Raw genomic sequence first — 17084 nt, 5'->3', positions numbered from 1 at the left:
AACACCTTTTTTTACAAATAATTTACAACTTTTTCGAATTTATTTATTTTTCTTATTTTTTTTGTACATTTTCACCTAGTGTTTTGTTCACTTCTACAAAAGATTTGTTCCAAGCCAGCATTTTCTTATTTAATTCGGTCTTATCGCTGGTAGCCTGAAGAAGCTTGCTTGTGACCTTGTCTTTCATTCCCATAACTGCCGCTCCTGCATCTGCTTTTGCTTTATTATATGCAAAACCGGCATCACGGTTATTGAAACCGAATGCCGGATTTAAAAAAATATCATTTTCTTCCTGCAATCAATTTATAAATCGGATTCCCCTTAGAGGAAAATTTCTCTTCATACTCTGTCATCACATTTCCCTCTCCCATCTCACTGTGGTGAAGGTCATAGGTGAATTCCTTAATCTGCCATCCGGCTTTGGGAATGGCTTCCAGGGAATAGTCAAACAGGCCCCTGTTGTCGGTTTTAAACTCCACAGTTCCGTCAGACTTTAAAATCTGGTCATAAACCGCCATAAAATCCTCTGACGTGAGCCTGCGCTTTGCATGGCGGTCCTTTGGCCATGGATCAGAAAAGTTTAAGTAAACCTTCTGAACCTCCCCCGGTGCAAATATATCTGCCAGGTTTTTTGCATCCACGCACATAAAAAAATATATTATCAAGTTCCATCTGGGCCCTTTTCTGCAGGCCTCTCAAAAGAACGCTGGGATACCTCTCAATACCAACATAATTTATTTCCGGATGAATAGCAGCCAGTTCCATGATAAAACGGCCTTTTCCCATGCCAACTTCTATCTCTATGGGATTTTCATTGCCAAACACTTCCTTCCAGCAGCCTTTTTTCTCAAAAGGAGTCTGGACAACATATGGACTGCCCGCGATTTCTTCTTCCGAGCCTGGTATATGACGTAACCTCATACTTAAAATTCCTCCAAATAAATTCATCTTAATGAAAACATGCATCACCTGAACGATTGTATCATACATGGTGCCGGGAACGCAAGTTTGCCGTTTATTTTCCTTCCTGGACTTTTTTAATTATTTCCAATAAAGATCATATGATAATCCATATTGTTTACATAAATTCTCAGTATTATGGCAGTGTAAGAAAAGAAGGCGGGTCAGTACACAAATACTGGCGCCCGCCTTCTTTTCTTACACTGCCATACCCGGATACTGCAGCGCCCCGTTTTCATCCGGGGTCAGCTTCACCGGTTCTGTTGCTATCCTGCCGCCCCGATTCAGATAATACCATTTGCCGTCAATATCCTGCCGGCCCTTGACCATGGCTCCGTCTGCTTTCAGATAGTACCAGTCACCTCTGTACTGGTACCAGATATTTGAAACCATGACACCGTCTGCATTGAACCAGTACCACTTCCCATCGCTATCCTGATACCAGGAATTCCTTACCACTCTCCCGAATTTCCAAGGTAAAAGTGCCATCCCTCAGCTTCCCTCTTCCAGCCTGATAACCTGACAGCTTCCGTCTCTGTCTCACCATCGTCCTGAATGTATCTTCGGACGCATACAAGACCTTCACGCCAGCCCCCGGGAGCCCAGGAATTGTACCGGCTGGTGCAATAGCCCTTAAGATCCTTAAAGGACGGGGTGCCGCTGCCATGACCGCATAAAATATTATTTCCATAGTACATTTCAACGTGGCCGATTTTCAGCGGCCTCTCGGCATCCGTGCCAGCGAATTCCAGCATGTCCCCCTTTCGCAGCCTGGAGATATCCGGAATGCCATTTGTTATATTCACATCTACCACAGTAAGAGCACTGGACTGGTAAATTCCAGCCGTAGTCAGGATGCCAAAACCATAGCCGGCTTCTTTATAGGAATAACAAATAGAACTGCTGCAGTCGCTGTAATATTTGTTGTTAATATATTTTTTTAAAACAGTAATCCCGCAGATCCAGACTATAAATGTTGCGGCCTATAATAGTTGCATATTTATCACATACCGCCTGTCTTTTTTTCCTGAGATGTCATATTCTCACCTTTCTTTTTTTCTGCAGGGCATGAAAGAAAAGCAGCCTTCAGCCCTGAGATTGTGAAGCATGCGGGTATACAGCATATCCACATGCTTCACTAGTATACAGATATGATTGAAAATCCAGGATTGTCCCTAAGCAAAAAAGACACAGCCTCTTTCACAAACTGTTCACATCTTCCACAACTTTTCTACACAACCAATCATTATATTAATACTTGTTACAGGTAATATCCTTTTAGATAAACTTTTTTTCATATAGCCGGCTGGATTCCTCCAATCTTGCCGGCTCCTCTCCTTTATAGAGGTATCCCCTTTCTTTTCTCTGCTATCTCAGTTATTAGTTACTCCCCGCAGTCTCTATTTCAGCGTGCATTAATCTGAAACGGCATTAACCGGTTTCCATGACAAGAAAAGGACAGCCAAAGCTATCTCTTTAAAAAGTCCCCTTTGCTTCCTTCCAATCAATTAGCAGATTATAACGCTCTGTCTTAAAGCGCAAAACGCAGTAGTTTGGATCTTCCGGTCCATCGAGATTATCTTCAAGACCCTTGTACCACATTTCTTTCTTTACATCCGGGTCAGTTAATATCTCTATTGTACCCACTAGTGTGATATTGTGATCTATTGCATTAAAACAAACACTGGCGAGATTACACTTTTTAATGCGATCGGCTTTATTGCTTTCAAGCCCAGTACAGAATGTAATCCAGTTGATACCGTCTGCCTTTGATGCGGATATTGTAGAGGCGGTTGGATAACCGTCTTTGTCAATCAATGCCAATACGCAAAACCCCTCGTTTCCTCCACCGGTCTTTGCCGCAACAATTTCTCCGGCTCTGACAATCATTTCTTCATTCATTATATTTGCCTCCTGCTTTTTATTTGAAACAAATATATCATATTGAATATGACAGCAGTATGTCATATTCATGGCGCAGCGTAAATTTTTATCCGATTATTCAGCATACTATATTCCTGATTTATCATACATATTGCCTGTAAACTATCACTATTCAATGATCAATATACTGCTTTTCTTTCACAAACTGTTCACATCTTCCACATTTTTTTCTACATAACCTTCCGGTATATTTATACTTGTAACAGGTAATATCCTTTTAATAAGAACTTTTTTTTCATACTCAGCCGGCAGGATTCTCCGATCTTGCCGGCCCTCCCTTTTATAAGGATCTTTTTCAAAAAACATGTATAACTCCCGGCTTAATTACTGACAGCCTGTAGTTCTCTATACATATTTAATTTATTTGTTTCTCAACCTCCTAATGCTTCCTATATAACATCAATGATTATAATCTTCTGAAATTTCTACAACTTCAATATTACCATCACCCCTCATTTTAACAGCTTGAAGGACTTTGCGGTTATATCCATTAAATATATCCTTCCACTTCATGACATCTTCGTATGTTTCCGCAGCATATAAGCATGATAAATTTGATGGATATTGGGAAAACCTTTGAATTCTAACCTATTCTAATATGATTTCCCGGACTGCCCGCATTGTTTGATCTATGTAAGTATAAAGTAATGCAGTGTCATCCTTATTTAAGTGTAAACGTTTGGAATCCTCATGTTTTTTTTAAGATGTCTAAACAGGTTTTTCCTTTTAAGTTATACCATCCCTTAGCAGCAAAATGGATATATACAGAATTATGATGTGAATTATCAAAAACAATTTTTTTGACCTGACGCCATTTTTTTAATTGGTTATAATATGATAAACGTACTTACTGGTATCCATGGATTAAATCTCCTGCCTGGTTCTATGCGATAAATAATATAAAAAAATTTAATAAATTAGAATACTACTAAATTTACTAACTATCAATATTCAGTTATACCAATAAGCAAAGTAAGACTGAAAGCAAATTGCAGGATTTTGTATCAAAACAGTATTTCAGACAGCTTTTAAATACAGAGATTTCTTTATTTATATGGATTCCCTGTTTACTTTTTACTTTTCTCTTACAAATCAAAAAAACGACAAAATAACAGGTGCACAATTTGTAATAATCTAGTATAATATCTGTATATTGGAATACAACCGTTTTTGCAAAGGAGGAAATATATGGGAACTACAGACAACAGTTTCTTGCTAAGAATCCAGCAGGGTCAAAGGGAAACGGAAAAGCTCATGAGCCAGAAGCAGTATAACATGGCCATGATCAAAGCCCGTCAAACCTTGGAATATATGGTTAATTATCTTGGGGAAAGGGCTCTGATTGTAGAAGGCGATCTGGCTGACAGCATAGACCAGCTATTTGAAGGGCGCTTTATTTCTCCGGCTGCCAAAGACCACTATCACAGGATCCGTGTGTTGGGAAATAAGGCAGTCCACGAGGGAGATGACAGTCCCTATGATGCCAACGAAGCCTTCCAGCTTCTGTCTCAGGAAGTCAATGCCTTTGCAAACTCTCATAATAGAGGAAGCCATGGGGGAGCCCCCGTCAACAAACGGCCTGCAGACGTCAGGACCATATCTTCCTCTTCCCGGAATAATCCGCCGCGAAGCGGCGCTCCAAGAAGTGAACTCCAGGGAACCGGAACTTTAAGAAACAGCGGCGCAAAGACTGCGCCTTTAAGAACCCAGGAACATACCGGCGGAACAGGGCGCACCGGGGTAAGACCGGCTGGGGCAAGGCCCGGACAGAGGCCGGCCCAGAGGAACGTTTCCAGAAGCGGTCAAAGGCCCTCTTCCCACAGCAGAAGCAGACGGCGCACCAAAAAGAAAGGCTTTGATGCTTACGAACTGCTAAAACCAGCTCTTATTTTCCTGGTTCTTCTTGTTCTTGTCCTGATCATCGTAAAGCTGATTCCAGGAAAAGGTTCAAAAAAAGAGCCGACAACTGTTGCGACGACTGCTGAGGTCACTACCGAGGCCATAACAAACACCGAAGCACCAACAGAGCCTGCGGAACCAGAGACAGAAGCCCCTAAGATTTATACCACCAAGAGCAAGCTTAATGTCCGCTCCGAGCCTTCTACCAACGGCGCCAAGCTTGGAAGCCTTGCTTCCGGTACAGTAGTGGAATATGTCAAGACCTATGACGACAAATGGACGGTCATTATGTTTGAAGGAACAGAGGCTTATGTTGCCACCGAATTCCTGACCATAACGGAAGGTGGGACAGGAACCGACCCAGGGGAATCCACCTCTGCCGCAGATAATACAACAGCCGCCACCCAGTAAAGAAAGCGTTAAAAGCGAAGAATCCAGGGGAAACACTCCCCTGTGCTTCGCTTTTTTATTGTTCATGCATAACCGTTACCCCGGTTGCGTAACTTATATTTATGCTAAAATTCCATTAATATTGTGTTTTTTTCTCTAACAACCTATGGCATTTTTTTTAAAAATTGTAGTATCATTATAAATTAAGCATTATATTTTTAATGAACTATTACAAAAAGGAGGACACGGTATGGACACTGTGATCGAGAAGATATCCGAGATTGAATCGGCGGCGGCTTCCATTATGAATGATGCCAATGAACGCAAAAAGCGTTTGCCAAAGATATGGAAGAACGGACCGCTGCATTTGATGCGCAGCTGGAAGCAGAGACCAGTAAAAAGATTGAAAAGCTGCAGGCTGGCATGGAAATCAGTATGAACAAACGCCTGGAAAAGCAGCGAAGCGATTCCCAAAAGGTCCTTGAAGCCATGGAACAACGTTATGAAGACCATCATACTCAATATGTGGAGGAACTATTCAATACTATGATAAAGGAGTGATCCTATGGGAGACTTACTATCCTACAGCGGCATTACAACCAAGGTAAGAGCCATGGAGAGCCATCTGATCACCGACAGCCAGTTTCGCGAATGGCAGCCCTTGAAACCGTTTCTGATGCAGTGGAATATTTAAGGCGTCTTCCAGCATATGAAGGGCTGTTTGCAAACCTGGAGGGTGTGGAGCTCCACCGGGGAGCCATTGAACAGCGGCTGATCCTTTCCCTGTATCAGGATTTTGCCAAACTCTACCGGTTCGCCAATTTAACCCAGCGTAAGTTCCTGGACCTGTATTTTATGCACTTTGAAATCGATATCCTGAAGAAATGCTTTCGCAATGCTATGGGGCGGAACAGGCTGGATATCGATCTTTCTGTATTCCAGGACTTTTTTTGACAAGCATTCCCGGCTGGATTTGCTAAAGCTGTTATCCTCCACGGACTTACATGAGTTCATAGCCAACCTGGAGGGTTCGGCCTATTATGACCTGCTGTCCCACTTAGATGACAGGGAACGGCCTACCTTGTTTGATTATGAGGTTCACTTAGACCTTCTTTACTTTAAGGCCATTTGGAAGGTCATGGGCAAATATCTTACCAGGAAGGAAAAGGAACTGCTTACACGCTGCTTTGGAAGCAAGCTGGATTTACTTAATGTCCAGTGGATTTACCGTTCCAAAAAGTATTATCATCTGCAGCCTGCCGACATTTATTCCCTTCTCATCCCGATCAATTATCACCTGAATAAGGAGGAGATTGGAAAAATGGCAGAGACAGCTACGCTGGAAGAGTTCTATTCCGTACTAAAGACCACCTTTTATGGACGGAAATCAGACCTGGAAGCCGCAGACATGCCGGACTTGGAATACCTGACTCATGAAGTGCTGGATAAAATATACAATTCCACCAGCCGGCAGAATCCGTATTCCATTGCCACACTGAATTCCTATCTTTATTTTAAGGAGGAAGAAATTCAAAAGATTATCACCCTCATAGAGAGCATCCGTTACCGCGTAAGCCAGGATGAAATCATCTCCTATGTAGTAAAAAAGTAAAGGGGGTTGTTTTTTTCGTGATAGAAAAAATGAAATTCTTAAGTATCACCGGACCTAAGGAAGACATTGACCGGGTCATTGACACTTATTTATCCAAATATGAAATCCATTTGGAAAATGCCCTGTCGGAATTAAAGACGGTGAAAGACTTAAGACCTTATATTGAAACCAATCCATACAAAGACGATTACCAGCGTGCCATGGAGCTGGCGGAATTACTCCCGCCGGATATTCAGAAAAGCGGACAGAAAAAGCTTCCCGTCAGGCAGGCCGCCGGAATTGTCACAGCGATCAGTGAACAGGTAAAGGAGCTTACGGCAAAGGAAGAGGCGCTTGTATCCGAACAAAAGTCCTACCACCAATCCCTGGAACGTATCCTTCCATTTACCGGACTTAACTATGACTTAAGTTCCATCCTACAATTTAAGTACATTAAATTCCGTTTTGGGCGCATTTCTCATGAATATTTTGACAAATTTGTGAGTTATGTATACGATACCATTGATACTGTCCTCTATAAATGCCGGGAGGATGACGAATATGTCTGGCTGGTTTACTTTGTACCGGAAACCATTTCAAATCAGATTGACGCCATTTATGCCTCCATGCGTTTTGAACGTTACTTTTTATCAGATGAGTACAAGGGCACGCCTTTAGATGCCATTCATGCACTGGAAGATAAGATAAGTGCTCTCCAGTCTGATATTGACGGCATCCGAAACCAGGTGTCCGGACTGCTGGCGTCAAAACAGGAAGAGTTATTGGGGGCTCTTAGGAGCCTGGAAACCTTTTCTACCAACTTTAACGTGAGAAAACTGGCCGCATGCACCAAGCAGAAGGTAAACACCTTTTACATCCTCTGCGGCTGGATGAGCAACCGGGATGCCGCCGCCTTTCAGAAAGAAATCTCTAACGATGAAAAAAACTTTCTGTATCGTGGAGGATGACCATAACAAGATTATGAGCCAGCCGCCCACCAAGCTGCAGAACCCAAGGCTTTTTAAACCCTTTGAGATGTTCATTCAGATGTACGGCCTGCCGGCATACAATGAGATCGATCCCACCATATTGATCGGCCTCACCTATTCCTTCCTGTTTGGCTTTATGTTTGGGGATGTGGGGCAGGGAATCTGTCTTCTGTTTGGAGGGCTCCTCCTCTACCGGCTGAAAAAAAATAAATCTGGCGGCTATTATATCCTGCTGCGGCTTTTTTTCAACCATATTCGGCTTCCTGTTCGGCAGTGTTTTCGGATTCGAAGATATTATTAAGGCCGTCTGGCTCCGCCCCATGGAGCACATGACCAGCCTGCCTTTATAGGGAGACTGAACACCGTATTTATCGTTGCGGTTTCCATTGGTATGGGAATTATCCTGTTGACCATGGTCCTCAACATCATAAACAGCATCCGCTTTCATGATCCGGAAAGGACCCTGTTTGACACAAACGGTGCTGCAGGACTTGTCTTTTACGCAAGCCTTGTGCTCACCATCGTCCTTTACATGACAAATAATCCCATTCCGGCTGCCATACTCCTGGTTATCATGTTTGGCATCCCGCTGCTTGTTATGTTCTTTAAGGAGCCTCTCACTAATATGGTGGAAAAGAAAGCGCAGATCATGCCAAAGGAAAAGGGCATGTTTGTGGTCCAGGGCTTCTTTGAACTGTTTGAAGTGCTTTTAAGCTACTTTTCCAACACCCTTTCCTTTGTCCGTGTAGGGGCCTTTGCTGTCAGCCATGCAGCCATGATGGAGGTGGTGCTCATGCTGTCCGGTGCGGAAGCAGGCAGCCCAAACTGGCTGGTCGTGGTTCTTGGCAACTTATTCGTCTGCGGCATGGAAGGCCTGATCGTTGGAATCCAGGTATTGCGTCTGGAATATTATGAATTATTCAGCCGTTTCTATCGGGGAACCGGCCGTGCATTTAAACCATACGGAAAGAAAATTTAAAAATAAAAACGGAGGTAATATTATGTCAACCTTAGTAAAAATAACATTAGCTATCGCATTAATCTTAAGCATCGCCCTTCCTTTCGGAGCTTTTGCCATGGGCGCAAAAACCAAGGGCCGCTATAAAACCGCCCTTGGTATCAACACTCTTTTATTTTTTTGGAACCATGATCGTTTCCAGTGTATTGATGTTTAACGGCCAGGCTGCCGCTGCGGAAAGCACAGCCGCAGGCGCAGGAAGCATCACAGGAATGGGTTACCTGGCTGCTGCTCTTTCCACAGGACTTGCATGCATCGGCGGTGGTATTGCCGTTTCCGCAGCCGCCAGCGCCGCTCTTGGCGCCATCAGCGAGGATGGTTCCATACTTGGTAAATCACTGATCTTCGTAGGGCTTGCCGAAGGTGTTTGTCTGTATGGTCTGATCATTTCTTTCATGATCTTAGGTAAGCTGTAACTCATGAAAATGTATTTGATCAGCGACAACGTGGATACCTGGACCGGCATGAGATTAGCCGGGGTCGAGGGCGCTGTCGTTCATGAAAAGGCAGAACTGAAACGTGAACTGGATAAAGTCCTGGCCGATAAGGAGTTCGGGATCATTCTCCTGACGGAAAAGTTCGGAAAAGAGTTTCCGGACATCATCAATGATGTGAAGCTGAACCGTAAGCTTCCATTAATCATAGAAATCCCTGACCGCCATGGTACCGGCCGCAAGCCGAACTTTATCACGGATTATGTTAATGAAGCCATCGGATTAAAACTATAAGAAAGAGGTGGTCATCTTGACGACTGAGGAAAAATTACAGCATTTCCTGAAATTTTGCATGGAAGATGCCAGAACCCGCAGTGCAAAGATGCTTGATGAATATACAGCTGCCTTGGAGCAGACCTTTTCAGAGCATCAGGTGGATGCAAAGCGAAGGGCTGCACATCAGGTGGATTTGGAAAGCGAACAGATCGAACGGGAAATCAACAAAAAGCTTTCCCTGGAACAGATCGGCATGAAGCGGGTCTTTGGAAAAAAACAGGATGAGCTGAAAGATAAGCTGTTTTCGGAGCTTCGGGATAAACTGGCCACATTCATGGAGTCTCCCGAATATACAAAGCTTTTGGAAAAGCAGATACGGGAAGCCAAGGCCCTGGCAGGAAAAGAATTCATCACCATTTATATCGATCCTGCGGATGAAGAAAAGATCAATGAACTGTCGATTTCAGGCGGCTCTGATATCCAGGTGAGTGAATACTCCTTTCTGGGAGGAACCCGGGCAGTCATCCCTTCCAGGCATATATTAATTGATAATTCATTTCAAACCAAGCTGGCGGAGGCAAAGCGCGACTTCCGCTTTGATGTAAATGATCTGATGGGAGGTACGGACAATGACTAATATAGGCACCATTTCCGGCATCAACGGCCCTGTCATTTACTTAAAGGGCGATTCCGGATTCCGAATGAATGAAATGGTCCACGTGGGCAAGGACCACTTAGTCGGCGAGGTCATCGGCCTTACAGACCGCCGCACCATTGTCCAGGTGTATGAGGAAACCAGCGGCTTAAAACCGGGAGAAACGGTCACCTCCACCGGCTTCCCCGTATCCGTCACACTGGCACCAGGTATTTTAAATAACATCTTTGACGGAATCGAGCGTCCTTTAAGCGAGATTGCAAAGACCGGAGGAGCATACATTGACCGGGGTATTCATGTGGACTCCCTCGATGGTTCAAAGCTCTGGAATACTCACATAACAGTTAAAAAGGGAGATCATCTGTTGCCAGGAACCATCATTGCCGAGGTTCCCGAAACCCCTGCCATTGTCCATAAGGTTATGATACCTCCTGATATGGAAGGCTATGTCCTTGACGTGGCAGAAGATGGTTCCTATACCATATCCGATCCCCTGCTGACCCTTCAGCTTTTAGACGGGTCCGAAAAGAAAATCACCATGACCCAGAAATGGCCCATCCGCATGCCAAGGCCTACTTTAAAGAGGTACCCGGCCGGGAAGCCTCTTATCACCGGGCAGAGGATCATTGATACCCTGTTTCCTCTTGCAAAAGGAGGCACTGCCTGTATCCCCGGCGGCTTTGGTACAGGAAAAACCATGACCCAGCACCAGATCGCCAAGTGGTCTGATGCAGATATTATCATTTATATCGGCTGCGGAGAACGAGGCAACGAGATGACCCAGGTGCTTGAGGAATTTTCAGAGCTGGTTGACCCCCGTTCCGGAAATCCCCTCATGGACCGGACCACACTGATCGCCAATACCTCCAACATGCCCGTAGCCGCCCGTGAAGCCAGCCTCTACTCCGGCCTTACCCTGGCGGAATACTATCGGGATATGGGATATCATGTGGCGATCATGCGGACTCCACCTCCCGCTGGGCCGAAGCCTTAAGAGAGCTGTCCGGACGTCTGGAAGAGATGCCTGCAGAGGAAGGTTTCCCGGCTTATCTGGCCTCCCGTTTATCGGCCTTCTATGAAAGGGCCGGAATGATGCAGAACATGAACGGCACGGAAGGCTCAGTCACCATCATTGGAGCCGTATCCCCTCAGGGAGGCGACTTCTCCGAACCGGTAACCCAGAACACCAAGCGATTTGTCCGCTGCTTCTGGGGCCTGGACCGGAACCTGGCAAACGAACGCCATTTCCCGGCCATCCACTGGCTCAGCAGCTATTCTGAGTACCTGACCGATTTAGCTCCCTGGTATGTGGAAAATGTTGATAAAAAATTCGTGGATTACAGAAACCGGCTGGTCTTTCTGCTGACCCAGGAAAGCAGCCTGATGGAGATTGTAAAGCTGATCGGCGGAGACATGCTTCCCGATGACCAGAAGCTCATACTGGAGATCTCAAAGGTGATCAGGATCGGTTTTTTTACAGCAGAATGCATTCCATAAGGAAGATACCTGCGTTCCCATGGAAAAACAGTTTAAGATGATGGATTTAATCCTTTATTTATACAAGAAAGCACGTTCCCTGGTTTCCATGGGAATGCCTATGTCCGTATTAAAGGAGGATCCGATCTTTGATAAGATCATTTCCATTAAATATGATGTACCTAACGACAGACTTGATATGTTTGATGACTATAAAAAGCAGATAGATGCCTTCTATGATTCCGTCATCGAGCGCAACGCATAGGGAGGAGGCAGACTATGGCTATTGAATATTTAGGACTAAGTGCAATCAACGGTCCCCTGGTCGTTTTAGAAGGCGTCCAGAATGCTGCTTTCGACGAAATCGTAGAAATGACCGTAGAAAAAAAGACAAAGAAACTGGGGCGTATCATTGAGGTTTACGAGGATAAGGCGATCATCCAGGTGTTTGAAGGAACCGATGGGCTGGCCTTAAGAAACGTCCACACCCGCCTCACCGGACGCCCTATGGAGCTTGCCGTGTCCGAAGACATGCTGGGACGTACCTTTAACGGAATCGGAGAGCCTATTGACGGACTTGGAGACATCAACTCCCAAATCCGTCTGGACATTAACGGAAAACCCTTAAATCCTGTGACCAGGGAATACCCAAGAGATTATATCCGTACGGGAATTTCAGCCATTGACGGGCTGATGACCCTGATCCGGGGCCAGAAGCTTCCTATCTTCTCCGGAAACGGCCTTCCCCATGACGAACTGGCAGCCCAGATCGTACAGCAGGCCTCCTTAGGAGATGACTCCCTTTCCAGTGAAAAATTTGCCGTGGTATTTGCCGCCATGGGTGTAAAATACGATGTGGCCGATTTCTTCCGCCGTACCTTTGAGGAAAGCGGCGTTTCCGACCACGTGGCCATGTTCATCAACCTGGCAAACGATCCTGTGGTGGAACGTCTGATCACTCCAAAGGTGGCATTAACACTGGCAGAATACCTGGCTTTTGAAAAGGGAATGCACATACTGGTCATTTTGACCGATATGACGGCCTATGCGGAGGCTCTCCGTGAGGTTTCCTCCTCAAAGGGCGAGATCCCTTCCAGAAAGGGTTATCCCGGCTATTTATACAGTGAGCTGGCCTCTCTTTATGAGCGGGCCGGCATCGTAAAGGACCGTCATGGTTCCGTGACACAGATCCCAATCCTGACCATGCCAAACGACGACATTACACACCCTATCCCGGACCTTACGGGATACATTACGGAAGGGCAGATTGTTCTGGACCGCAGCCTGCACGGCCAGTCGGTCTATCCGCCCATTAACGTTCTTCCTTCCTTAAGCCGTCTGATGAAGGATGGCATTGGAGAAGGCTTTACAAGGGCCGACCATCAAGGCTGGCAAACCAGCTTTTCTCCTGTTACGCCAAGGTAGGAGACGCCAGAGCCTGGCATCAGTCATCGGGGAAGATGAACTATCCCCCATTGATAAAAAATACCTGGTGTTCGGCAAGGAATTTGAAAACCAGTTTGTTGGGCAGGGAAATCACGCCAACCGGAACATCATCGAAACCCTGACCATCGGCTGGGAACTTTTGGGACTTCTTCCAAGAGCTGAGCTGGACCGTATTGACACCAAGGTCTTAGACCAGTATTACAAGCCAACCACCCTTGAAGGTTCGAAAGAATAGGAGGGATATTCATGAATCCCAATACATTTCCCACCAAGGGGAATTTAATCCTTGCAAAAAGCTCTCTGGCTTTAGCCAGACAGGGCTATGAACTGATGGATAAAAAACGGAACATCCTCATCAAGGAACTGATGAGCCTGATCGATGAAGCAAAAGGCATTCAGTCGGAAATTGATGTCACCTTTACTTCCGCCTACAAGGCCCTGCAAAAGGCCAACATTGAACTGGGGATCAACTATGTGCAGGATATTTCCATGGCAGTTCCTGTGGACAATTCGGTGCGCATCAAGACCAGGAGCATCATGGGAACAGAGATTCCCTGGTAGAGCATGATGAAATGCCTTTAAACCTGACTTATGCCTATTACAGTACCAGGGAATCCTTAGATGAGGCCCGTTACCAGTTTGAAAAGGTGAAAAAGCTGACAGTAAAGCTTTCCATGGTTGAGAACTCTGCCTATCGTCTGGCAAACAGCATTAAAAGGACCCAGAAACGGGCCAACGCCTTAAAGAATATTACGATTCCCAGGTATGAGACGCTTACTAAGAACATTACCAATTCACTGGAAGAAAAGGACAGGGAAGAGTTCACCAGGCTTAAGGTGATTAAGAGGAATAAAAGTAAAATTTAGCGGCCTGTTTGAGGAGCCGTACAGGGCATTTGAAACAGATGCCTGTTAAGCCATAAGGATCGGAGACGGGAACGACAGCAGTCAGTTTCCCGTCTCCGATCCTTTGTTTTCATGTTTTTTTAATAAAAGCTGTAAAAAATGAACCAAATGATACTTTGGTGACTCTTATTATCAGATGCATCTAAAAAAGGAAAGGAAACAGGTTATAATGGAAGAAAAAAAGGGCTTTGGTAGAAAGCATGATAAATGGCAGCGAAGCAGCATTTGACGAACTATACCGTTCCTATTCCGGAAAGCTATACCGTATGGCGTATTTTATTACCGGCAACCGTAGTGACAGTGAAGACATTTTACAGGAAACATTTGTTAAATGCTTTCTTTACAAATCAAAACTGAAACAGGCGGATCGCTTTGAGCCGTGGCTGTATCAGATTCTGGTCAGAACAGCCTGGCGGCTTGAACGAAAGAAAAAAAGGAAGAGCTGAGATCTCCTATGAAGGTATTTTAGAGAATGAGGAGGAAAAAAAGAGTGCGGAGCACATCCGGGAAGATAAGAAAGCAGACGAACCACTGGAATTTGTTTTAGAGGCCGAGACAGCAAAAGAAATCCAGGCAGCACTCAGCCATCTGGACATAAAATACCGTACTGTGATTCTTCTGTATTATTATAATGAATTGAGTACAAAAGAGATCGCCCAGATTACAGGAGCCATGGAAGGGACGGTAAAATCCCGTCTGCATAAAGCAAGAAAACTGCTGAAGGATTTATTGAAAGCTGACGGCACTGGAAAAACGGAAATGGAAAGGGGTTTTTGCCATGGATAACTTCAGGGATGACAGATTAAAACAGATCATAAAGACCGGGCTGGATCAGGTAAAACCGGATGCGCAGGCAGAGAATCGTTGTCTAAGAGAAATTCATAAAAAAAATAGAAATGAGGAGTGGAATTATGAAATTTAATAAAAAGAGAATGGTGGCAGCTTTAGCCGCAGTGTGTACCATAACAGTAATGGGAACTGTTACAGCAATAGCAGGCGGTAAAATTACAGGCTTGCTTAGTTCCACATCCCGGGACGAAATGGTTCATTCAAAAGCTGAGCTGATCCAATTAGCTGAAAGCCAGATGGGAACCGCTCCAAAGCTGGTGGATGCTTTTTCAAATGGACTTTCCTTTAACGAAGGCTCTATTACAAAGATAGAAGGAAGGGATGAGAACCAGAATTCATTGATCTCTTATCCGGAACTCTATATAGGCTATGGGAAAAATAATCGTGTAGCACTTGATATCTATGAATATCAGGACATGATTCCTCAAGGATCTTCTGCTGTGAAAAAAACAGGACGTCTATCAGGATATCACTTTAAAAGCCTTCGAAGATAACTATCTGTTTTTACCGCCAGATGCAACTCCGTCTGCGGAAGATACAAAGCTGGAGGAAGAAGGCAAACTGATGATCAGCTACGGAAGCGACAAGGAAGAGCGTAAGGTATACCGTTATGTAAGCTGGAGCGAAAACGGTATGGAGTATTCTCTCAGCTCCTTTGATGATTTAAGCTGTGATGATTTAATTGGCATGGCAAAGGAAGTCATAGATGCAAAGTAAGGCATTACCAGTTTAATAAGGTGAAGAAGCTGACAGAGGATATTACCGGGAGTCCGACTTAATAGGCGCACCCAGAAACCATAAGGAGCGGAGACGGGAACACAATTACAGTGTTTCCCGTCTCCGCTCTTTTCTTTCCATACTCTAAAAAATTTCAATACCGGACGGCCGCTGCCCTCACCGCGCCACCAGGGTAAACACTCTTGCTTCATTGTCCGCCTTAATCACCGGCATAGGAAGCCCCGCATACATGAATGCTGCCCCGGACAGCTTTATGCCAAGCTCCAGAACTTCATATACTGTCTGCTCCTCAAGCCCCCGCAGCTTTAAGTAAATAATTCCCTTATTCGCTCCGGAAACCCGCTGCACATATCCTACCACTGCCTCTTTTTTTATCTTGGGAGACTGACATGAATGCCCCATATTCCCGCTCTTTTTCCGGATTGGTCAGCCGGTAATAATCTCCGTGAGCAGACACCAGCCCGTGTTCCTGATAGTATTTTACCTGCCTGCGGACCGCTTCCTGTTCTTCCTCTGATATGTCATTTAAATCCAGTTCATATCCAAAGGTCCCGAAATAGGCAAGGGCCGCTCTTGTATCAATGGAAACCGTTCTTCCAGTCTGCTGATTGGGACACTCCGATACATGGGAGCCCATGGCAAAGGGCGGATAGATCATGGAGGTTCCGTACTGAATGTGAATTCTTTCTACCGCATCCGTATCATCAGAGCACCAGATCTGGGGCATGTAGTAAAGAACTCCCATATCAAACCTTCCTCCGCCTCCGCTGCAGCCTTCAAACCGCACATTTGGAAAAGCCTTTGTCATCTTATCCATCAGCTTATAAAGGCCCAGCACATACCTGTGGCAGACCTCTCCCTGCCTGTGGGCCGGAAGGGCCCCGGAATAACGGTCCGTCATGCTCCGGTTCATATCCCACTTGACGTAATCGATCTGTGCATCCTTAAATTCCTCATAAAGCTGATGAAAAACAGCCTCAACCACTTCATCCTGCCAAAATCCAGGATCAGCTGATATCTCTGGCGGGTTGGCTTTCTTCCCGGAATCCGAATGCACCAGTCCGGATGCTCCTCATAAAGCCTGGAATCCTCATTGACCATTTCCGGTTCGATCCAGATGCCGAATTTTAACCCCATATCATGAATCCTTCCGGCAAACCCGGGAATTCCGCTGGGCAGCTTATTTAAGTTGCACTGCCAGTCTCCAAGACCTCTGTATTCATCGGTTCTTCTTCCAAACCAACCGTCATCCATGACAAACATCTCAACGCCCAGTTCCTTTGCCTTTCCCGCAATGTTCACCAGCATTTCTTCATCAAAATCAATCATGGTTGCTTCCCAATTGTTAATGAGAACCGGACATCTCTCATTGATAAACTGGCCGGGAATCAGATGATGCTTCACGGTCCGGTGGAAATTATGGCTCATTTGGGAAAGTCCCTGGGAACTATAGGTCATGACCGCTTCCGGAGTTTCAAATACGCTGTCTTTTTGAAGTTCCCAGTACAAAGTTT

General features: G+C 45.1%; 21 protein-coding genes and 6 pseudogenes. 20 read left to right on the top strand and 7 right to left on the bottom strand.

Annotation, left to right across the window (positions count from 1 at the left end; all coding sequences use genetic code 11):
• Positions 1 to 52: 52 nt before the first annotated feature.
• The 5 genes and pseudogenes from JCM10519_RS20250 to JCM10519_RS20235 form a co-directional block, all read right to left on the bottom strand.
• Positions 53 to 298: a hypothetical protein gene (locus JCM10519_RS20250; RefSeq protein ID WP_054741425.1), complete on the bottom strand. Its 246-nt coding sequence runs from the start codon at positions 296 to 298 to the stop codon at positions 53 to 55.
• Positions 282 to 921: pseudogene (trmB, locus tag JCM10519_RS20245) on the bottom strand (tRNA (guanosine(46)-N7)-methyltransferase TrmB). The gene JCM10519_RS20250 and the pseudogene trmB overlap by 17 nt, the downstream one beginning before the upstream one ends.
• A 237-nt stretch (positions 922 to 1158) precedes the next feature.
• Positions 1159 to 1419 (bottom strand): hypothetical protein, encoded by a 261-nt coding sequence (locus tag JCM10519_RS32450; protein ID WP_347844944.1) that lies wholly within the window; start codon positions 1417 to 1419, stop codon positions 1159 to 1161.
• The gene (locus JCM10519_RS32445; protein WP_347844943.1) at positions 1413 to 1715 is read right to left on the bottom strand and encodes a hypothetical protein; all 303 of its coding nucleotides are present in this window, start codon (positions 1713 to 1715) and stop codon (positions 1413 to 1415) included. The genes JCM10519_RS32450 and JCM10519_RS32445 overlap by 7 nt, the downstream gene beginning before the upstream one ends.
• 721 nt (positions 1716 to 2436) lie before the next feature.
• Positions 2437 to 2862, bottom strand: a complete 426-nt coding sequence (locus tag JCM10519_RS20235) for a pyridoxamine 5'-phosphate oxidase family protein (protein WP_054741423.1) — start codon at positions 2860 to 2862, stop codon at positions 2437 to 2439.
• A 1230-nt stretch (positions 2863 to 4092) separates the two neighbouring features.
• Between JCM10519_RS20235 and JCM10519_RS20230 the strand changes: the two genes are divergently transcribed.
• The 20 genes and pseudogenes from JCM10519_RS20230 to JCM10519_RS32390 all read left to right on the top strand — a co-directional run bounded on the left by JCM10519_RS20230 (position 4093) and on the right by JCM10519_RS32390 (position 15549).
• A complete protein-coding gene (locus JCM10519_RS20230; RefSeq protein ID WP_054741421.1) occupies positions 4093 to 5214 on the top strand; it encodes a DUF4145 domain-containing protein in 1122 nt (373 codons plus the stop codon).
• 229 nt (positions 5215 to 5443) lie between these two features.
• The gene (locus JCM10519_RS32440) at positions 5444 to 5632 is read left to right on the top strand and encodes a hypothetical protein (protein WP_347844942.1); all 189 of its coding nucleotides are present in this window, start codon (positions 5444 to 5446) and stop codon (positions 5630 to 5632) included.
• Positions 5617 to 5754, top strand: a complete 138-nt coding sequence (locus tag JCM10519_RS32435) for a hypothetical protein (protein WP_347844941.1) — start codon at positions 5617 to 5619, stop codon at positions 5752 to 5754. The genes JCM10519_RS32440 and JCM10519_RS32435 overlap by 16 nt, the downstream gene beginning before the upstream one ends.
• A 4-nt stretch (positions 5755 to 5758) precedes the next feature.
• Positions 5759 to 5887: a hypothetical protein gene (locus tag JCM10519_RS32430; protein ID WP_347844940.1), complete on the top strand. Its 129-nt coding sequence runs from the start codon at positions 5759 to 5761 to the stop codon at positions 5885 to 5887.
• Positions 5845 to 6147 carry a V-type ATPase subunit gene (locus tag JCM10519_RS32425; RefSeq protein WP_347844939.1) on the top strand — a complete coding sequence of 101 codons (303 nt, stop codon included), beginning with the start codon at positions 5845 to 5847 and terminating at the stop codon, positions 6145 to 6147. Before JCM10519_RS32430 ends, JCM10519_RS32425 begins: the two co-directional genes overlap by 43 nt.
• Before the next feature lie 19 nt (positions 6148 to 6166).
• Complete coding sequence (locus JCM10519_RS32420; protein ID WP_347844938.1) at positions 6167 to 6805, top strand: V-type ATPase subunit; 639 nt, start codon at positions 6167 to 6169, stop codon at positions 6803 to 6805.
• 17 nt (positions 6806 to 6822) lie between these two features.
• A pseudogene (locus JCM10519_RS20215) lies at positions 6823 to 8752 on the top strand (V-type ATPase 116kDa subunit family protein).
• 22 nt (positions 8753 to 8774) lie between these two features.
• Positions 8775 to 8948: a hypothetical protein gene (locus JCM10519_RS32415; protein WP_347844937.1), complete on the top strand. Its 174-nt coding sequence runs from the start codon at positions 8775 to 8777 to the stop codon at positions 8946 to 8948.
• Positions 8920 to 9207, top strand: coding sequence for an ATP synthase subunit C (locus JCM10519_RS20210; protein WP_347844936.1), 288 nt, complete (start codon positions 8920 to 8922; stop codon positions 9205 to 9207). The genes JCM10519_RS32415 and JCM10519_RS20210 overlap by 29 nt, the downstream gene beginning before the upstream one ends.
• A 3-nt stretch (positions 9208 to 9210) precedes the next feature.
• On the top strand, positions 9211 to 9519 hold the full coding sequence (locus JCM10519_RS20205; RefSeq protein ID WP_054741419.1) for a V-type ATP synthase subunit F: 309 nt from the start codon (positions 9211 to 9213) through the stop codon (positions 9517 to 9519).
• A gap of 16 nt (positions 9520 to 9535) precedes the next feature.
• Positions 9536 to 10138: a hypothetical protein gene (locus JCM10519_RS20200; protein ID WP_054741417.1), complete on the top strand. Its 603-nt coding sequence runs from the start codon at positions 9536 to 9538 to the stop codon at positions 10136 to 10138.
• Positions 10131 to 11653: pseudogene (locus tag JCM10519_RS20195) on the top strand (V-type ATP synthase subunit A). The gene JCM10519_RS20200 and the pseudogene JCM10519_RS20195 overlap by 8 nt, the downstream one beginning before the upstream one ends.
• Positions 11654 to 11672: 19 nt before the next feature.
• Positions 11673 to 11897 (top strand): hypothetical protein, encoded by a 225-nt coding sequence (locus JCM10519_RS32410; RefSeq protein ID WP_347844935.1) that lies wholly within the window; start codon positions 11673 to 11675, stop codon positions 11895 to 11897.
• A gap of 14 nt (positions 11898 to 11911) precedes the next feature.
• Positions 11912 to 13313, top strand: a pseudogene (locus tag JCM10519_RS20190) (V-type ATP synthase subunit B).
• 11 nt (positions 13314 to 13324) lie between these two features.
• Positions 13325 to 13944 (top strand): annotated as a pseudogene (locus JCM10519_RS20185) (V-type ATP synthase subunit D).
• Between the two features lie 227 nt (positions 13945 to 14171).
• A complete protein-coding gene (locus tag JCM10519_RS32405; RefSeq protein ID WP_347844934.1) occupies positions 14172 to 14429 on the top strand; it encodes an RNA polymerase sigma factor in 258 nt (85 codons plus the stop codon).
• A complete protein-coding gene (locus JCM10519_RS32400; protein ID WP_347844933.1) occupies positions 14401 to 14769 on the top strand; it encodes a sigma-70 family RNA polymerase sigma factor in 369 nt (122 codons plus the stop codon). The genes JCM10519_RS32405 and JCM10519_RS32400 overlap by 29 nt, the downstream gene beginning before the upstream one ends.
• Complete coding sequence (locus JCM10519_RS32395; protein ID WP_347844932.1) at positions 14762 to 14905, top strand: hypothetical protein; 144 nt, start codon at positions 14762 to 14764, stop codon at positions 14903 to 14905. The genes JCM10519_RS32400 and JCM10519_RS32395 overlap by 8 nt, the downstream gene beginning before the upstream one ends.
• A complete protein-coding gene (locus JCM10519_RS20175) occupies positions 14895 to 15326 on the top strand; it encodes a hypothetical protein (RefSeq protein WP_054741415.1) in 432 nt (143 codons plus the stop codon). The genes JCM10519_RS32395 and JCM10519_RS20175 overlap by 11 nt, the downstream gene beginning before the upstream one ends.
• Before the next feature lie 70 nt (positions 15327 to 15396).
• On the top strand, positions 15397 to 15549 hold the full coding sequence (locus JCM10519_RS32390; protein WP_347844931.1) for a hypothetical protein: 153 nt from the start codon (positions 15397 to 15399) through the stop codon (positions 15547 to 15549).
• 177 nt (positions 15550 to 15726) lie between these two features.
• Here JCM10519_RS32390 and JCM10519_RS32385 read toward each other — a convergent pair whose 3' ends face one another.
• Together JCM10519_RS32385 and JCM10519_RS32380 are read right to left on the bottom strand one after the other, a co-directional pair.
• Positions 15727 to 15918 carry a GH36 C-terminal domain-containing protein gene (locus JCM10519_RS32385; RefSeq protein ID WP_347844930.1) on the bottom strand — a complete coding sequence of 64 codons (192 nt, stop codon included), beginning with the start codon at positions 15916 to 15918 and terminating at the stop codon, positions 15727 to 15729.
• Positions 15893 to 16998: pseudogene (locus JCM10519_RS32380) on the bottom strand (alpha-galactosidase). Before JCM10519_RS32380 ends, JCM10519_RS32385 begins: the two are co-directional and overlap by 26 nt.
• Positions 16999 to 17084: the final 86 nt, after the last annotated feature.

This window comes from Clostridium sp. NkU-1 (assembly GCA_001312405.1).
The sequence above is the reverse complement of the archived record's forward strand: the minus strand, read 5'-3'. Positions and strand labels throughout refer to the sequence as shown.